The sequence below is a fragment of the Streptomyces sp. CB01881 genome, from assembly GCF_002953255.1.
Lineage (GTDB): Bacteria > Actinomycetota > Actinomycetes > Streptomycetales > Streptomycetaceae > Kitasatospora.
Genome location: NZ_CP026498.1, coordinates 9,640,267 through 9,657,586 on the forward strand (window position 1 = coordinate 9,640,267; position 17,320 = coordinate 9,657,586).

Sequence of the window (17,320 nt, forward strand, 5' to 3'; positions counted from 1 at the left end):
GGGGCTCTCCAAGTATTAGTCAGCTTCCGGTGCCTCCTCAACGGCGCGCCCTCTCCCCGCCCGACCGGCCCGGTGGCCCCGTCGCTCGGCCCGGCGCACCGTCCTCGCCATTCGCACCCTTCATTCGCACCCTTCTCACGGGAGACGAACCTTCATGACCGCTGCGGCAGACGACCGTCTGGAACCCGCGCTCAGGCGACTGATCAGCGTGATCCTTCTCGGCGGGACGATGGGCATCATCGACGGCACCGTGGTCGCCGTCGGCGTGAACACGCTCGCCCAGCACTTCCACACCTCGTTGAGCACGGTCGGCTGGGTGTCCACCGGCTACCTGCTGGCCCTCACCGTCGCGATCCCGGTGACGACCTGGGCCGTCGGACGCTTCGGCGTGAAACGGCTCTGGCTCTTCGGCCTGGTGCTGTTCCTGGCCGCCTCGCTGGCCGCCGGGCTCGCGTGGAACATCGCCAGCCTCATCACCTTCCGCGTCGTCCAGGGCCTCGGCGCCGGAATCCTCGACCCGCTCCTCCTGATGATCCTGGCCCGGGCCGCCGGCCCCACCCGCGCGGGACGCGTCATGGGCCTGATGGGCGTGGTCCTCTCGTCCGGCCCCGTGCTCGGTCTGATCGTCGGCGGCGTCGTGCTGGAGGCCCTCGACTGGCACTGGATCTTCTTCATCAACCTGCCGCTCGGCGCGGCGGCGTTCCTCGGCGCCCTCCGGGTGCTGCCCGTCGACGAGCCCGCCGGGCAGGAGAACCCCGTCCGCCTGGACCTCGTCGGCGTGGCACTGCTCGGCCCCGGCTTCGCCCTGCTCGTCCTCGCCATGAACCAGGCCGCCGACCATGCGGCGTTCACCGTCTGGCCGGTGCTGGTGCCGCTCGCCGCCGGGGCCGCACTGCTGGCCGCCTACGCCGTCCACGCCCTGCGGGAGCGCGGCACGCCACCCCTGATCGACCTGCGGCTGTTCACCAGGCCGAGCTTCTCCGCCGCCGTCTCGGTGATGACCCTGATCGGCATGGCCACCTTCGCGAACCTGTTCATCCTGCCGCTCTACTACCAGCAGCTGCACGGGCGCGGCGCCCTGGGCGCCGGCCTGCTCCTGGCGCCCTACGGCATCGGCTGCGCCGCCGCCATGCCGCTGGCCGGCCGGCTCTCCGACCGGCTCGGACCGCGCGCGCTCGCCCGCTGGGGTGCCGTGGCGGGGGCCGTCGGGGTACTGGTCCTCACCACGATCGGCTCCGGGACGTCCGACGTCTGGCCGGTGCTGGGCGCCGTCGTGTTCGGGGTCGGGCTCAGCTTCGTCGGCGCCCCGACGATGGGCTCGCTGTACCGCACGCTGCCGCCCCACCTCGTCCCGCAGGGCAGCTCGGCCCTGTTCATCCTCAACCAGCTCGGCGCGGCGGTCGGCATCGCGGTGATCACCCTGATCCTGCAGACCGTGGGCGGCGGTTCCACCGCGGGCGGGTTCCACGGCGCCTACTGGTTCGTCTTCGGTGCGGTGGCGCTCATCCTCGGCGCGAGCTTCCTGCTGCCCGGGCTGCCGGAGCCCGCCCCCGCCGCCGAGCCGTCGCTGGAGGAGGCCGCCACGCAGGCGGGTTGAGCCGAAAGCCCACGCCCCCATTGACCGGCGCCACTCCTCTGCCCGGTGCCCCGCCCCTCCCCCGGGGCGGGGCGCCCGGCCGCAACGGCCGCCGGTCCCGTCCCACCGACCACGCCGCAGGGAAGCAGGATGACGAACGATGTTGTGAGGCCCGACCGGGCCGGGCCGTGGCGGACGGTCCTGAAGAGCCCTCTGCTGGCCGAACTCACCGCCGGGGTGAACACGTTGGCGGCCTCGGCGGAGTTCTGGACGGTGGTCGAAGCGGCCACCACGCCGCTCGTCGAGCCGATCGCCGGCGACCCCTCGGCCGTCTGCGTCACGTTCCTGCTCCGTGCCCCGGCGGCGTCCGGTCCGTGGACGCTGTGCGACGGGGTGTCCCCCGCCGCGGCGGCGGAGTTCGAGCTGGCCAACCTCGCGGGGACGGACATCTGGCACGTCAGCCTGCGGCTGCCGTGCGACACGCGGGTCACCTACGCCTTCACCCGGGACGTCTCCCCCGGGTCGGCCGGCGGTGCCTTCGACTGGGCCGCCCACTTCGCCGGCCGCCGGGCCGACCCGTACAACCCCAGGGCCGTCCACCACCCCGACCAGGGGCTCCCGTTGTCGCCCTGGGGTCGCACGGTCTCGCTGCTCGACCTGGCGGCCCCGGCCCGCCCGGCCCACCCGGACCGGACCGGGGCCGGGGCCGGGGCCGGCCGCACGGCCGTCCACGAGGTCGGCAGTGCGGCGCTGGGCCGCCCGTCCCCCGTCCACACCTACACCCCGGCGGGGCTGGTGCCCGGCGAGGACACCCCGGTCGTGGTCCTGCTGGACGGCTGGGAGCTCCTGGAGATCGGTTCGATCGCCGCCGTGTTCGACCGGCTCGTCGCGGCCGGGGACGTCGTCCCGTTCATCGCGCTGATGCCCGACCCGCGTGAGCACCGGCCGCGCGACCTCCACCTGTCGGACGCCTACTGCACGTTCCTCGGCGAGGAGCTCCTCGCCTGGGCCCGGGAGCGTTTCGGTGTCCGGCCCCGGCCGACGACGACGGTCGTCGGCGGCGCCAGCCTGGGCGGTCTGACGGCCATGTACGCGGCGTGGCGCCGGCCCGACGTCTTCGGGAAGGTGATCTCGCTGATCGGCGCGTTCGGCGCGAAGCGGGACGGCCGACCCGACTGGCTCGCGCGGCAGTACGCCTCCACGGAGCGGCTGCCGCTGGAGTTCTACCTGGCGGCGGGACTGCTCGACGACGACGTCTTCCCCAGCGGCCTGGCCACGATGCTGGCGTCCAACCGGCACCTGCGCACCGTGCTGGCCGGCAAGGGCTACCGCCTCACCTACGACGAGTTCCCGGGCGGGCACGACTGGGTCTGGCTCCCGGGGAGGTTCGCCGACGGGCTCGCGACGCTGCTCGGACCTCCCGGGGGCCCGGCCGCCGCGCACCGCACCGCTCGTGGCGGGCAGGCCCCGGCGTAGCCTGGTCGGATGACCTCACCCAGGACGGCGCCCCGAGCGACACCGAAGAAGCCCTCCGCCGCACCGGAGCTGGCCCGCCTGGAGGTCGCGCTCTCGGCGGCGGTGCGGTGGAGCGAGAGCAGGCACGTCCGCGCCGAGGTGGCCCGGCTGTCGGACAGTGACCTCTCGCCCAGCGCGCTGCGGTTGCTGGAACACTTCGACGTCGCCGGGGCGATGCGGGTGTCCGACCTGGCGGACTGTCTGCACGTCGACGTCTCGACCGTCTCGTTGCAGCTCCGCCCGCTGAAGGCCGGCAACCTCGTCGGCCGCCGCACGGACCCGGCCGACGGCCGCTCGGGGCTGATCGCGATCACCCCGGACGGCCGCCGGGTCCTGGAGCGCGTCCGGGCCGCCCGCTGCGAACTGCTCGCGGAGGCCTTCGCGCAGGCGCTGCCGGGTGAACTCGGCCGCGCCGCGGACGTCCTCGTCCGGGTTCAGGACCACATGCTCGCGGCGATGGCCGAGGCGGGATACGTGACGGCGCCGGACTGACGGGCGCACGTGCGACCCGGACGCGTGGGTGTCCTGGCCGCACGTGCGGCGCCCGACCTGTCAGGGGTGGCCGACCTGTCAGGGGTGGCCGGCCGCCGACGACGGCGCGGCGGCACGACGCCGGGCACGCGAGACGGCGAAGCGGCGCATCCCCGGCACCTCCACCCGGGCGTGGAGCAGCCAGGCGGCGAGCTGGCCGAGGACGAACACCAGGACGACCAGCAGCGCGTTCGGCCAGCTCTGCGGCAGGTAGTGGTACAGGGCCATGAACGCCGTGAAGTGCAGGAGGTAGAACGCGTAGGAGATGTCCCCGAGGAAGACCGCCTGCGGCGACCGCAGGAGGGACCGGGTCGCGTTGAGGTCGGCCGCGGCGGTGGCCCGGATGAGCAGGGCGAGCGGCACCACCGTGACCGCCGTCAGCAGGAACACCGACGACAGCACGTGCGGGCCCGCCGCCAGGACGGCGACGACCAGGGCGGCCGAGGGGACGATGCCGACCCGGGTCCGCGGCCGGTGCACCGCGAGCCGGGCGAGCACCATGCCCAGGACGAACTCGGGCAGCCGGCCGACCGGCCAGAAGTAGGCGTAGAAGAGCTGGTCGACGGAGAGATCGGCCCCCAGCGGGCTGCCGGTCGCCGCTCCGCCGAGACCGAGGGCGAGCAGCGGGACCAGCCAGGCGGCGGCGACGGCCGCGACCGCGCCGGCGACCAGCCACTCGGGCCGAATCCGCCGGACGAGGGGCAGGAGCACCGGGAAAAGCGCGTAGAAGAACAATTCGCAGACGAGTGACCAGGCCACCCCGTTGCCACCGTCCACCGACCACCACCCGGGCGCGACGGTATTCACCAGGAAGAGGTTGGCGAGGTCGTGCGAAAGCGGCGGCGCGGAGCCCGGCGGGACCCTCGGGACGTTCCCCGCCCAGATGAGGAGCATGACGGCGGTCCAGGCGACCAGGTGGGCCGGATAAATCTTTACGAACCGCCGGCGCCAGAAGGCCGGGGCGGTGTCCCCGCTCCGGGCGGAATACGTGAGGACGAATCCGCTGAGGATGAAGAACAGCGAGACGCCGAGGGCCCCGAGCGGGTAGAGGACGGAGTAGTCGCGGCCGGTGCGCAGGGCGCCGAACAGGGCCGCGTGCGAGGCGAAGACGACGCAGATGGCGACGAAGCGCAGCCCGGTCAGGGAGGGGAGCCGCGCCAGGGCCGACGGTCCGGCCGCGCCGGCGGTCCGCTGCTCCTGGGGGACGGTACCGGAGGGGGTGGGCATGCTGGTCCTTTCCGCTTCGAAGACGCCGTGAAACCGTCAACGTCGATGGGACGATCGGGAACTCGCGGAGAACGTGGGCGACCCCATTCGCGAAATTCGGACGGCCGGTCGAACGTAACAATGCGCTCCGAGCGGGTCAACGGGCCTTTCGACAAATGAATCATAAGAATGTGTCAGCTCCGGGTGAGGCCGGCGGACGCTTGACAGGAATACCTCAGGGACCGATATTTGCGACGCGTCCGTTTCCCCGCCCAGAGCCGGAGTAGCCATGTCTGCCAAGTCCCCGAATTCCCCCGGTTCCCCGGTCGCACTCGTCACGGGCGCCAACAAGGGAATCGGTTTCGCCGTGGCCCGTGAGCTCGGCCTGCTGGGCGGGACCGTCTACCTCGGCACCCGGGACGCCGCCCGCGGCGAGTCCGCCGGGCGGGCGCTGCGGGCGGAGGGCATCGACGCACGCGTGCTGGCGCTGGACGTCACCGACGACGCCTCGGTCGCCCGGGCGGCCGGGCGGCTGGCCGGCGAGGTCGAGCGGCTCGACGTCCTGGTGAACAACGCCGGTGTCGCCGGCCCGGAGGTCCTGCCGAGCGAGACCCCGGTCGCCGAGGTGCGGGCCGCGTACGAGACCAACGTCTTCGGCGTCGTGCGGGTCACCAACGCGGTGCTGCCGCTGCTGCGCCGCTCACCGGCCGGCCGGATCGTCAACATGAGCAGCGTGCTCGGCTCGCTCGCCCACGGGGCCGCGAAGGACGACCCGACCGGGGTCTTCCCGCCCGGGGTCTTCCCGGCCCTGCTCGCGTACAACACGTCGAAGGCCGCGCTCAACGCCGTCACCGTGACCTACGCCAACGAGCTGCGGGACACCGCGATCCTGGTCAACGCGGCCGAGCCGGGGTTCGTGGCGACGGACCTCAACGGCCACCGCGGCCGGCTCACCGCCCGGCGGGGCGCCCGCATCCCGGTGCTGCTCGCGACCCTGGGCGACGACGGCCCGACCGGGACGTTCCGCGCCGAGGACGGCACCCCGGACGGCGTGGAGCTGGCCTGGTAGGCCGGTGCGGCCGGCCCGCCGCCCGGGGCGGCGGGCCGGGTACCCGGGCGGACGCTCAGGAGACGAGGGTCTGATCGTCCAGCTCCGTCAGGCGCACGGTGCACAGGCCGCTGCGCTCGGTCTTCACGTCCGTCACCTTGAGCTGCGTGCCCGGCAGGAGGATGAACTCCTCCTCGCCGGTGAACGCCGAGAAGCTGCGGATGCCCACCGCGCGGGCGGGTTGCACCTCGAAGAGCGTCCGCTTGCCGCGGCTGCCGAGGAATCCCCGTGCCACGCCGGGCTCGGACGTGCACGAGGAGACGCCCCACCACGTCACGGTCCGCCCCAGCGGGTACTGGGCGCGCAGGTCCAGCGACACCCCGCGCCACAACGGCTCGGTGCGCAACGGCAGTTGGGACACCGCCGAGAACAGCAGCCGCAGGTAGGGGAGGTACGGGACGAGCCTGGCCCGGTCCGGGGAGCGCAGCACGGCGTTGATCTCCCGGTAGAACGCGGACTCGCAGGTGTAGAGGTGGAGCGCGGCGATCGCGTCGGCGGAGAGGCCGCCGGAGGCGCCGTCCACCCGCGCCCGGCCGAACTCGTGCGACTGCCCGACGTGCCGGTCCAGCCCGGCGAGCAGCCCGGCGACCGGGGCGACGGCCTCGCGGAAATCCATCAGCGGGGTGTCGAACACCCCGGTGATCTCCGGGAGGACGAGCCCCTCGTCCTTGACGCTCGCGAGCCGTTCCAGGTAGAGCTGGTGCAGCTCCATGGTGGAGGCGATGAAGGCGCCCATGCGTTCGGCGGTGCCGCCGTCCGCCCCGCCGGCCTCCGCGGCGCGCTCGTTCCAGCCCTTGCTCGGGAGCCAGTCGATCTCGTCGGCGCCCTGGGAGGCGAGGGCCGCGTTCACGGTGGTGAAGTGGTCGTCGTCACAGAAGATGTCGCCCTGCGCGGCGGGGTTGGCGTGGTCGATGTGCCGGACGTCGACGTCGGGGTACTTCTCCTGGAGCCGGAGGACGACCTTCTTCAGGTTGCGCGCGTGGGCCCCCCACCACGCGAAGACGACGCCACGGTCCTCCTCGTCGGCGTCCTGCTTCGCCCTGAGGATCTCCTCGACAATCCGCTCGGCGACGGGCCGCCAGAAGACGGCGTGCCGGTCGGTCCCCCGTGCCTCGTCGCTGCCGGCGGTGAGCGAGGCGTTCAGCAGCAGGACACCCTGCGTCAGCATCGCCTGGAACCACTCCGGCGGCTGGACGGTGTCCTCCTTCTTCAGCAGCGCGCGTATGTCGGCGATCGGGGTCTTCTTGGGGATGCCGTACTTCCACATCGCCGCCGCCTTGATGATGCAGCGGATGCTGACGACCCTGCCGAACTGGCTGTCCTTCCAGTCGTGGAAGGTGTTGTCGAACATCGCGATGCCGGTGGCGCTCTCCGGCCTCGGGTACGGGTTCTGGCCGAAGACCACGACCTTCCACTTGTGCGGCGCGTGGGGCTTGAGCGCCTGGAAGGTCAGTTCGCGGACGGGGACGACCTGCTGGCCGCGGCCCGGGCCGATGAACGCGGCCGCGTCCGGCTGCGCCTCGATGACCGGCTTCAGCAGCGGGAGCCACGGTTCGCCGCCGCCCGCGAAGAGCTCCGCGAGGGCCAGCGGGTCGGCCGGGTCGGGCGTGGCGGGGGCGTTGGCATCGCTCATGGCGGAGGACTCCGAACTGTCGGACGGTGCTGCGGGAGGGGGACGACCGGCGCGTCGGCCGCTCTCCCCGTGACGGTTCCGGACACTACGTCAGCCCACCGACAGCCTGCGCCGATGCGGGGATCCGGGCTCTGCGCCGGTCGGCGGGAGCGCCACGGCCGGCGGGAACCCGGCCACGAGTACCGGTGTCAGTGGGGCCCGCTAGCTTCGTGACCGGTAGAAGGACCGTGCCTCGAACGGGGAGTGAAGCATGAGCGTGAACCGCGTACAGCCGCCGCTGAAGGTCGTACTGAGCGACGTCAGCACGACGGTGGTGGAGGCGTGGCGGGCGGCGTTCGCCGGCAACCCCGAGATCGCGATCCGCCAGGGCTCGATCCTCGACCAGCAGGTCGACGCCTGGGTCAGCCCGACCAACTCCCGGGGGCGGATGGACGGCGGGGTGGACGCGGTCGTCAAGCGGCACCTCGGGGCGGGCATCCAGCTGCGCGTCCAGCGGGCGATCCGCGCCGGGTTCGGGGGGCGGCTCCCGGTGGGGAGCGCGGTCTGCGTGCCGTCCGGGGCGGCCAACCCGAGGTTCCTGATCTCGGCGCCGACGATGGAGGAGTCCTCGCAGAACGTCAGCGAGACCCTGAACGTCGCCCTCGCGTGCGCCGCCGCGTTCCAGGCGGTCCACCGGCAGAACGCGCAGACGCCCGGCAGCATCGGCTCGGTGGCGCTGGTCGGCATGGGCGCGCGGACCGGCCGGGTGCCGGCGCGGGTGTGCGCCAACCTGATGTGGTCGGGCTACACGCTCTTCAACGACCACTGCTTCGAGGACTACGACGACCTGCGCAGCACGATCGTCGCCCAGCTGGACGACATCGAGAACGCGCCCGTCGAGAAGCCGGTGCGGATAGCGCCGCCGGCGCGCCGCACCGCCCGGCGCTGAGCCCGGTGCTGAGCCCGGCGGCCGGCCCGAGGTCCGGCCCCGCGCGGGGTCCGGGCCGACCCGGCACGGGGGCCGGCCCGGACACCGCGGTCAGGAGAGGTCGAACCGGTCGAGGTTCATCACCTTGTCCCAGGCCGCGACGAAGTCCGTGACGAACTTCTCCTTGGCGTCGTCACTCGCGTAGACCTCGGACACCGCGCGCAGTTCGGAGTTCGACCCGAAGATCAGGTCGACGCGGCTGCCGGTCCACCTGAGCTCGCCGGTGGCGGCGTCGCGGCCCTCGAACGTGGCGGCGTCCTCCGTCGCCGGCGTCCAGGCCGTGCCCAGGTCGAGCAGGTTGACGAAGAAGTCGTTGGTCAGGGAGCCGGGGGTCGCGGTGAGGACGCCGAGCGGCGTCTGCCCGTGGTTGGCGCCCAGGACGCGCAGGCCGCCGACGAGGACCGCCAGTTCGGGCGTGCTCAGGGTCAGCAGGTTGGCCCGGTCGATCAGCCGGAACTCGGCCGGCAGCTGGTCGCCCTTGGCGATGTAGTTGCGGAACCCGTCGGAGCCGGGCTCCAGCGCGGCGAAGGACTCGACGTCCGTCTGCTCCTGCGACGCGTCCGCGCGGCCCGGCGTGAACGGGACCTCGATGTCGAAGCCGGCGTTCCTGGCCGCCTGCTCGACGCCCGCGGCGCCCGCGAGCACCACCAGGTCGGCGAACGAGATCTGCTTCCCCCCGGTCCGCTCCGCGTTGAAGGACGTCCGGACGCCCTCCAGGGTACGCAGCACCGTCGCCAGCCGGTCGGGTTCGTTGACCTCCCAACCGCTCTGCGGCTGGAGGCGGATGCGTCCGCCGTTGGCACCGCCGCGCTTGTCGCTGCCGCGGAAGGAGGAGGCGGCCGCCCACGCGGTGGACACCAGCTCGGACACCGACAGGCCGGAGTCGGCGACCCGGGCCTTGAGGGCGGCGACGTCCGCGGCGTCGACCAGCGGGTGGGTCACCGCCGGCAGCGGGTCCTGCCAGAGCAGCTGCTCGGTCGGGACCTCCGGGCCGAGGTACCGCGCGACCGGGCCCATGTCACGGTGGGTCAGCTTGAACCACGCCCGGGCGAAGGCGTCCGCCAGCTCGTCGGGGTTGGCGAGGAAGCGGCGCGAGATCGGCTCGTAGACGGGGTCGAGGCGCAGGGAGAGGTCGGTCGTGAGCATCGTCGGGGCGTGGCTCTTCGACGGGTCGTGGGCGTCGGGCACGGTGCCGGCCCCGGCGCCGTCCTTCGGCTTCCACTGGTAGGCGCCGGCGGGGCTCTTGGTCAGCTCCCACTCGTAGCCGAACAGGGTCTCGAAGAAGCTGTTGTCCCAGCTCACCGGGGTGGCCGTCCAGGCGCCCTCCAGGCCGCTGGTGATCGTGTCGCCGCCCTTGCCGGTGCGGAAGGTGCTCTTCCAGCCGAGGCCCTGCTGCTCGATCGGGGCGGCCTCCGGGTCGGGGCCCACGTTGTCCGCCGGCCCGGCCCCGTGGGTCTTGCCGAAGGTGTGGCCGCCGGCGATCAGGGCGACCGTCTCCTCGTCGTTCATCGCCATCCGGCGGAAGGTCTCCCGGATGTCGCGGGCCGCGGCGATCGGGTCCGGGGTGCCGTTCGGGCCCTCCGGGTTGACGTAGATCAGGCCCATCTGGACCGCGCCGAGGGGGTTCTCCAGCTCGCGGTCGCCGGTGTAGCGCTCGTCGCCGAGCCAGGTGGTCTCGGGGCCCCAGTAGGTGTCCTCCTCCGGCTCCCAGGTGTCCTCACGGCCGCCGCCGAACCCGAAGGTGCCGAACCCCATCGACTCCAGGGCGACGTTGCCGGCCAGGATCATCAGGTCGGCCCAGGAGAGGCTGCGGCCGTACTTCTTCTTCACCGGCCAGAGCACGCGGCGGGCCTTGTCGAGGCTGACGTTGTCCGGCCAGCTGTTGATCGGGGCGAAGCGCTGCTGGCCGTCGCCGGCACCGCCGCGGCCGTCGCTGATCCGGTAGGTGCCCGCGCTGTGCCACGCCATCCTGATGATGAGCGGGCCGTAGTGGCCGTAGTCGGCCGGCCACCAGTCGTGCGAGGTGGTGAGCGCCTCCGCGATGTCCCGCTTGACGGCCGGCAGGTCGAGGGCGAGGAACGCCTTGGCGTAGTCGAAAGACCCGCCGAGCGGGTTGGCCACGGCGGGGTTCTTGGCGAGAACCTTCAGGTTGAGCCGCTCCGGCCACCACTGGCTGTTCCCGCCGCCCTGGGTCGGGTGCAGGGCCCGCCCGTGGGGGACCGGGCAGCCGCCCGCGTCCTCGGTCTTCGCATCTACGACGATTGCATCGTGGTTCTCAGACATGGGAATCCTTCCGTACAAGGCGGATCACGGTGTTCAGGAACTCGAGCGGTGGAACATCCGGGGAGCGGGCCCCTGTCGTCCCCTGCCGTACTGGGGTCTTTCTGTCCCCAGGCTATCCCCGGAACCGGTCCCACGATGGACGGATTGCAGGTCGGGAAGCGTGTCAGCCCCTATCCGATCGGAAATCGGATATCCATTTGATGGGCTTCCGGTTTCCCGTCGGCCTGAATTGGTGAACCGATATGGGCGGCCTTGCGGGGCGGCCGCGGGGCGCGCCGCCCCCGCCCGGTCACGAGGGCGTCGTGGCGCCCGGGCGGGTGGTGTGGCGGGCGCGGGAGCGACCGTTGTCGGCACTGAGGTCGGTCAGGGCCTCGGTGAGGATCTCGCGGGCCTCGTCGGCGCGGCCCTGCTCGATCAGGGCGGTGCCCAGCTCGGTGAGCGTCTTGGTCATGGAGTCGGGGCGGCCGACCGCCTCGAAGTGGTCCAAAGCCTGCCGGTAGGCCTTCTCGGCGGCGGGCCAGCGCTTCAGCGCCGCGCGGTCGAGCCCGAGCTCGTGGGCCGCGAAGGCGGCCATGAGGTGCGGCAGCGGCGAGGACCAGAGCTCCACCAGTTCCAGCGCCCCGGCCAGGGCGAGCCGGCGGTACTCCACCGCCTCCTCGACCCGGCCGGACTCGCGCAGGCAGTTGGCCGCGCCGCGCAGGGTGACCAGCCGGCCCAGCAGGGCGGACCGGCTGGACACCGTGGCGAACACCTCGGCGGCCTGGTGGTACGTGTCGATGGCCTCCTGCTGCCGGACCAGGAACCGCAGCGATCCGGCCAGGTAGATCAGCGCCCAGCCCTCCTGCTCCCGGTCGCCGATCTGCCGGGCCGACTCCAGGGCCTCGCCCGCGAGTTCGGCACCGCGCCGGTACTGGTGGAGACAGGTGAAGTAGGTCCAGGCGAGGTAGTTCAGGTGGACGGTCTCGGCGAGGCGGTCGCCGCAGGCGCGGGCCGCGTCGACGGAGAGCTGGAAGACCTCGGCCCAGATGTCCCAGCTGATGAGCCGGTCCGAGAACCAGTGCATCGCCTCCGCGGTGTCGATGACCTCGCGGTGCCGGCCGGCGGCGAAGGCCTGCCGCATGGCGGCCAGCCACTCCGGGCCCTCCTCCTCCAGCCAGCGCGCGGCCTCGCGCAGCGCCCCCGGGGCGATGGCCGATCCCGGTACGGCGCCGAAGCCGCTGCCGGGGTCCTGGCGGAGCTCCTCACCGGGGCCGGCCCCGCGGGCCTGGGAGCCGGAGCCCGAGCCCGGGTCGGAGCCGGAACCCGAGCCGGGTCCGCCGTCGGCGACGTCCGGGTCGAAGAGCCGGCCGGCCTCGGTGGCGCGGCGCAGCAGCCAGCCTCCCGCCCGCGCGCGGACGGCGTCGAGACCCTCCGGGGTCTCCTCGGTGGCGAGCAGCTCGCCCGCGTAGAGCCGGACCAGGTCGTGCAGCCGATAGCGCTCCGGGGTCGACAGCTGGACCAGCCCGGCGTCGGTGAGCTGCTCCAGGTGCCGCTCGGTCCGCGGGACGGACAGGTCCGCGTAGGCCGCGACCACGGCGGCGGAGACGTCGTACCCGGCGGTGAGGGCGCAGCGGCGCAGCACCAGCCGGGTCTCGGCGGGCAGCTTGCGGTAGGAGAGGGCGAAGGCCGGCCGGACGGCCAGGTCTCCGGTCGCCAGCACGTCCAACCGGTCTTCCTCGGCCGCGAGTTGGCGCACGAGGTGGCCCACGGTCTGCTGCGGGCGGGCGACCAGGCGCTGGCCGGCGATCCGCAGGGCGAGCGGCAGGTAGCCACAGAGACCGGCGAGCTCGGCGGTGGCCTCGGGCTCGGCGGCGATCCGGTCGGGGCCGGCGATGCGGCCCAGCAGGAGCGCGGCCTCGGCGGGGGTGAGGGCGTCGAGCCGCAGGCGGTGGACGGATTCGAGCCCCGGCAGGGTGTGCCGGCTGGTGACGATGGTCAGGGCCGGGCCGGAGCCGGGCAGCAGCGGCCGGACCTGGCCCTCGTCGGCGGCGTTGTCCAGGACGAGGACGAGCCGCCGCTCGCGGACCAGGGCGCGGTAGAGGCCGGCCCGCTCCTCCGTGCCGGCGGGCACCGTGCCGTCCGCCACACCGAGGGCGCGCAGGATCTGGCCGAGGGCTTCGCGGGCGGTGACGGGCTCGGGGGCCATGCCACGCAGGTCGAGAGAGAGCTGCCCGTCCGGGAAGAGGTGGGCCAGGGTGTGGGCGGTGTGCAGGGCGAAGGCGGTCTTGCCGAGACCGGGCTGACCACTGATCAGAACGACCCGGGGGCGGGCTGGTTGGCCCTCCCCGACCCCTTCGCCGTCGCGGGCGGGTAGGCCTTCGCGGGCAGGTGCGCCGTCGCGGGCGGGTGCGCCGTCGGCGGCCAGGGTCCCGATCAGGGCGAGGGCGTCATCGCGGGCGGTGAAGTCGGCGATGTCGCGGGGCAGGGCCAGGGCGTACGTCCCGGCGTCGCCGCCCCCCGCGGCGGCGGCCACCGTGGGGGCTGCGGGCGCGGCGGGGGTTGCGGGCGGGGCAGGGACTGCGGGCGCGGCGGGAACGGCGGGTGCGACGGCGGCCGGGGCACCGGCGGCGCGGGCTCCCCGGGGGCGGCCGGCCCGGGCGGCCTCTTCGAGCGCGGCGGCCCGGCCCAGGTCGAGCCGCAGGGCCCCGGCCAGCGCCTGCACCGTCCGGCGCTGGGGGCCCCTGGTACGGCCGCGCTCCATGTCCCCGACGGCGCGCAGGCTGATCCCGCTCGCCGCGGCGAGCTCCTCCTGCGTCAGCCCCGCCCGCACCCGGTACCGGGCCAGCAGGCGGCAGAACTCACCGGCCTCGTCGGTGTCCGCCCCCGTGCCGTCCGGACCAGCCATGTTCCGCCCCGCTACTGCCACTACTTCTGCCCCCACTCGTGCCACATCGGCCGTGTGAGGCAGAAGTATGCCCCGTCCGCCCCGGTCCACCACCATCGGCCCAGGTCAGAGCGGTCGAGCCCACCCCGGCGAGACGGCCGGCCGGGGTCTCGGGGCGGCAGTTCCACCTCGTGGATCTGCCGGTAGTTCTGCCTGTGGAGGCGGTTGGGGGAGGACCCCGCGGGGCCATCGCCTTGGCCCCGTTCCGGCAGGCGTGTCCGGGGAGGGGGCCGGCGGGTGGCCGAGATGACGGGTCGGTGCTCGCGCGGGCCGCCCTGCGGGGCGCGCCGGAGGGCGGCCGTACCGGACGCAGCGTCAGGAACCGCCCCCGGAGGGCGTGTACGGGCGTGTGCGGGCGCGTACGGGCACGGCACGGCACCACCATGCCGCACGGGCGGGCCCGGGAGCGGCACGGCCGGCCCCGGGCGCGGTGAGGAGCGGCCCGGAGCGGCGGTCCGTCGTGCGCGGCTCGGTCAGTGGTGGGCGGCGAGGTCCGTCGTGCGCGGCTCGGTCAGTGGTCACCGGTGACTCGGTCAGTGGTCACCGGTGAGGAGTGCCTCGGCCTGGCGCCGGACCGCCGCCGCCTCGGCCGTGCGGCCGACCGTCTGGAGGAGGTCGGCGAGCAGGGAGTGGGAGCCGTGCTCCAGCGCGGCGTCGCCGACCGTGCGCCCGAGTGCGACGGCCAGCTGGGCCGAGGCCAGGGCGGGGCCCGGGCGGCCGAGCGCGTCCAGGGCGCGGGCCCTGCTCTGGGTGGCCAGCACCGCGTCGGCGCCGCCGGGGCGGGCGGTGGCGGCCTGGAGTGCCTCGTCGGCGTGGGCGAGCGCCGGGCCGGGTGCGCCGGCCAGCACCAGGGCGTCGGCGAGCGCGGCGAGCGCCCCGGCCAGCTGGTGGCCGGCGTCCGGCGTCCGGGCGTCGGCCACCAGGGCGGTCAGCAGTGGCACGGCCTGCTCGTACCGGCCGGCCCGGACCAGGGCGTCGGCGACCCGGACCCGGCAGCGGTGGCGCAGCCCCGGGTCGCCGGCCCGGTCGGCCGCGGTGACCGCCCGTTCCAGCTGCTCGGCGGCGCCGCGGAACACCCGCCGGTCGACCAGCAGGACGGCGAGGTCGGTGGAGAGCCGGGCCACGGCGGCCGGATCGGCGCAGGCGCGGGCGGCGCGCAGGCCGGCCTCGACGGTGGTCCGCCAATGGGTGCGGTCGAAGTCGGTGCGCTCGTAGAGGCGGCCGGCCCGGTGGGCGAGCCGCCAGGCCTCGGCGGTGCGGCCGTGCTCCTCGGCGCAGAGCACCACCGCCCGCACGGCGCCCTCCTCCCGGTGGAACCAGTCCTCGGCGTGCCGTGCGGCGGCCGGGCCGGACGCGGCCGCCGGGGTGCCGCCGGGGGCGTCGGGCTCGGTCGCCGTCAGGTAGTGGCCGATCAGCCGGTCCAGGGCGGCGAGCCGCTCGTCGCAGCCGAGGTCGGCGGCCAGCCGGGCACCGTAGCGGCGGACCAGCCCACGCCGGGCGTAGCGGCCCGGGGTGGTCTCCTCCAGCAGGTGGATCGCGTCGAGCCGGGCCAGCAGCGTCCGGGCGGCGGCCGGCGGCAGGTCGGCGAGCGCGGCGGCGGTGCCGGTCCCGACCATCCGGCCGGGGTGCAGGCCGAGCAGCGTGAACAGCCGGGCCGCGGCGGGCGGCAGCGCACGGTACGTCAGGTCGAGGGCGGCCGTGATGCCGAGCGGGCCGCCGGTACCGGCGAGCGCGGCGTGCCCCGACTCGTCGTCGGAGAGCTCCGCCGCGAGGTCGCCGAGCGTCCAGCCGGGGCGGGCGGAGAGCCGGGCGGCCGCGAGGCGCAGGGCCAGCGGCAGGCGGTCGCAGCGCTCGGCGAGGTCGACGGCGGCCTGCGGCTCGGCGGCCACCCGGGCCTCGCCCAGGGTCCGGGCGAGCAGGTCGCCCGCCTCGGCGGGGGTCAGCACGTCCAGCGCGAGCGGGGTGCCGCCCTCCCGGGCCAGCAGACGGCGCAGCCGGCTGCGGCTGGTGACGACGGTGACGGGCCCGGGACGGTCGGCCGGGGAGGCGGACCCGGCCCGGGAGCCGAACCCGGCCGGGGAGGCGGACCCGGCCGACGGGTCGGACTCGGCCGGCGGGTCGGACTCGGCCGGCGGGTCGGGCAGGAGCGGGGCGAGTTGCTCGTACGAGCGGGCGTCGTCCAGGACGAGCAGCAGCCGACGGCCCGCCAGCAGCTCCCGGTGCCGGCGGGCCCGGTCGTCGAGCGAGTCGGGCAGCTCGTCCTCGGGGACGCCGAGGGCGGTCAGCAGGGCACCGAGCACCTCGGCGGGGTCGCGGGGCCCGTCCTCGGCGAAGCCGCGCAGGTCGACGTGGAGCCGGCCGTCCGGGAAGCGCTCCGCGGACCGCTGCGCCCAGTACTGGACCAGGCCGGTCTTGCCGACCCCGGCCGGCCCGGTGACCAGGATCGGCCGGCCCGCGGGGCCGGCGGCGACCGCCGCGTCCAGCCGGTCGAGCTCGGCCGTCCGGCCGACGAAACGCCGGTCGGCGGGCGGCGGCCAGGCCGGTGGCGGCCCCGCGGGCGCCGGGGGCCCGGGCCGGCCCGCCGGGTTCACGGGCCCCGTGCCGGCCGCCGGCCGCCGGCCGATCCGCTCGCCGGCCAGGCGCAGTTCGGGGCCGGGGGCACCGGGCAGCGCGGACACCGCCCGGTCGTACCGGGCCGACGCCTCGTCGTACCGGCCCGCCTGGTCGAGGCAGACGATCAGCCGGGCGGCCAGGGTCTGCCGGGAAGGGTGGGCCGCCGCGGCCTCGGTGAGTTCCGCGACGAGCTCGCCGCCCCGGCCCGCCCGGCAGAGGCCGTCCGCCAGCCGGTCGAGGACGCGCAGCCGCAGGTCGGCCAGGTGCGGGGCGGTCCGCTCCCGGAGCAGGGCGGAGCCGCAGTCGGTGAGCGCGGCGCCGCGCCAGAGGGCGAGGGCGGTGCGCAGGAGCGGGAGCGCCGGGTCGTCCGGGTGCGCGCCGGGGTCGGTGTGGCCGGTGTGGCCGGGCAGTTGCAGGCCGGCCCGGTCGCAGAGCTGCTGGAAGCGCAGGGCGTCGACCCGTTCGGGGTCGCCGGTGAGGACGTAGCCGGTGCCGCGGGTGCCGAGGGTGAGGGTGCCGTCGTCGAGGACCCGGCGCAGCGCGGCGACGTGTCCCTGGAGGGCGGCGCGGGCGGTGGGCGGCGCGGTGGCGTCCCAGACCAGTTCGATCAGTTCGTCGGTGGCCACGAGCTGGTCGAAGCGGACGGCGAGCGCGCTGAGCAGCGCGCGGCGCTTGGGGGCCGAGGGCGTGACCGCCGTCCCGTCCTCGCGCCGGACGGCGACCGGTCCGAGCAGGTCGATCCGCATGCGGCCGCTTCCCCCCTCCCGCGCCGGGCGGGCGGTCCGCCGGGCGGCGTCTCTCCGAGCGGCCGGAAGCAGCTCGTTTCGCCTGTTGGTTCGTCTGACGGCCCGTCTGCCGGTCCGATCGGGACGGGCGCCGCAGCCGGTCCCGTCGGCCGGACGGCCACGAGGTGCCGTCCGAGGTCGTCCGGTGCCTCCGGTGCGCCCGGTGCGCCCGCATCCGGT

General features: G+C 74.9%; 10 protein-coding genes. 5 read left to right on the forward strand and 5 right to left on the reverse strand.

The annotated features are described in order from the left end of the window. Window positions 1-154 precede the first annotated feature (154 nt). From C2142_RS31605 to C2142_RS31615, 3 genes are all read left to right on the forward strand, one after another. Entirely contained in the window at window positions 155-1,597 is a 1,443-nt protein-coding gene (locus C2142_RS31605) for a DHA2 family efflux MFS transporter permease subunit (RefSeq protein WP_148646239.1), read from the forward strand. A gap of 129 nt (window positions 1,598-1,726) precedes the next feature. Then, window positions 1,727-3,052: an alpha/beta hydrolase-fold protein gene (locus C2142_RS41750; RefSeq protein WP_148646241.1), complete on the forward strand. Its 1,326-nt coding sequence runs from the start codon at window positions 1,727-1,729 to the stop codon at window positions 3,050-3,052. A gap of 9 nt (window positions 3,053-3,061) precedes the next feature. Continuing rightward, entirely contained in the window at window positions 3,062-3,583 is a 522-nt protein-coding gene (locus C2142_RS31615; RefSeq protein ID WP_148646242.1) for a MarR family transcriptional regulator, read from the forward strand. A gap of 78 nt (window positions 3,584-3,661) precedes the next feature. On the opposite strand, the gene C2142_RS31620 is transcribed toward C2142_RS31615, so the two are convergent. Beyond that, window positions 3,662-4,849 carry an acyltransferase gene (locus C2142_RS31620; RefSeq protein WP_148646243.1) on the reverse strand — a complete coding sequence of 396 codons (1,188 nt, stop codon included), beginning with the start codon at window positions 4,847-4,849 and terminating at the stop codon, window positions 3,662-3,664. A 268-nt stretch (window positions 4,850-5,117) separates the two neighbouring features. Between C2142_RS31620 and C2142_RS31625 the strand changes: the two genes are divergently transcribed. Continuing rightward, complete coding sequence (locus C2142_RS31625; RefSeq protein WP_148646244.1) at window positions 5,118-5,897, forward strand: SDR family oxidoreductase; 780 nt, start codon at window positions 5,118-5,120, stop codon at window positions 5,895-5,897. Between the two features lie 55 nt (window positions 5,898-5,952). Here C2142_RS31625 and C2142_RS31630 read toward each other — a convergent pair whose 3' ends face one another. Then, window positions 5,953-7,569 carry an ADP-ribosyltransferase domain-containing protein gene (locus tag C2142_RS31630; RefSeq protein ID WP_148646245.1) on the reverse strand — a complete coding sequence of 539 codons (1,617 nt, stop codon included), beginning with the start codon at window positions 7,567-7,569 and terminating at the stop codon, window positions 5,953-5,955. 250 nt (window positions 7,570-7,819) lie between these two features. On the opposite strand from C2142_RS31630, the gene C2142_RS31635 reads away from it, so the two are divergent. Further along, window positions 7,820-8,497: a macro domain-containing protein gene (locus tag C2142_RS31635; RefSeq protein WP_148646246.1), complete on the forward strand. Its 678-nt coding sequence runs from the start codon at window positions 7,820-7,822 to the stop codon at window positions 8,495-8,497. Window positions 8,498-8,587: 90 nt separating this feature from the next. On the opposite strand, the gene katG is transcribed toward C2142_RS31635, so the two are convergent. From katG to C2142_RS31650, 3 genes are all read right to left on the reverse strand, one after another. Then, entirely contained in the window at window positions 8,588-10,819 is a 2,232-nt protein-coding gene (katG, locus tag C2142_RS31640) for a catalase/peroxidase HPI (protein WP_148646247.1), read from the reverse strand. Between the two features lie 289 nt (window positions 10,820-11,108). Then, a complete protein-coding gene (locus C2142_RS41755) occupies window positions 11,109-13,703 on the reverse strand; it encodes a helix-turn-helix domain-containing protein (protein ID WP_148646248.1) in 2,595 nt (864 codons plus the stop codon). Window positions 13,704-14,275: 572 nt separating this feature from the next. Next, window positions 14,276-17,101, reverse strand: a complete 2,826-nt coding sequence (locus C2142_RS31650; RefSeq protein WP_148646249.1) for a BTAD domain-containing putative transcriptional regulator — start codon at window positions 17,099-17,101, stop codon at window positions 14,276-14,278. Between the last annotated feature and the right edge of the window lie 219 nt (window positions 17,102-17,320).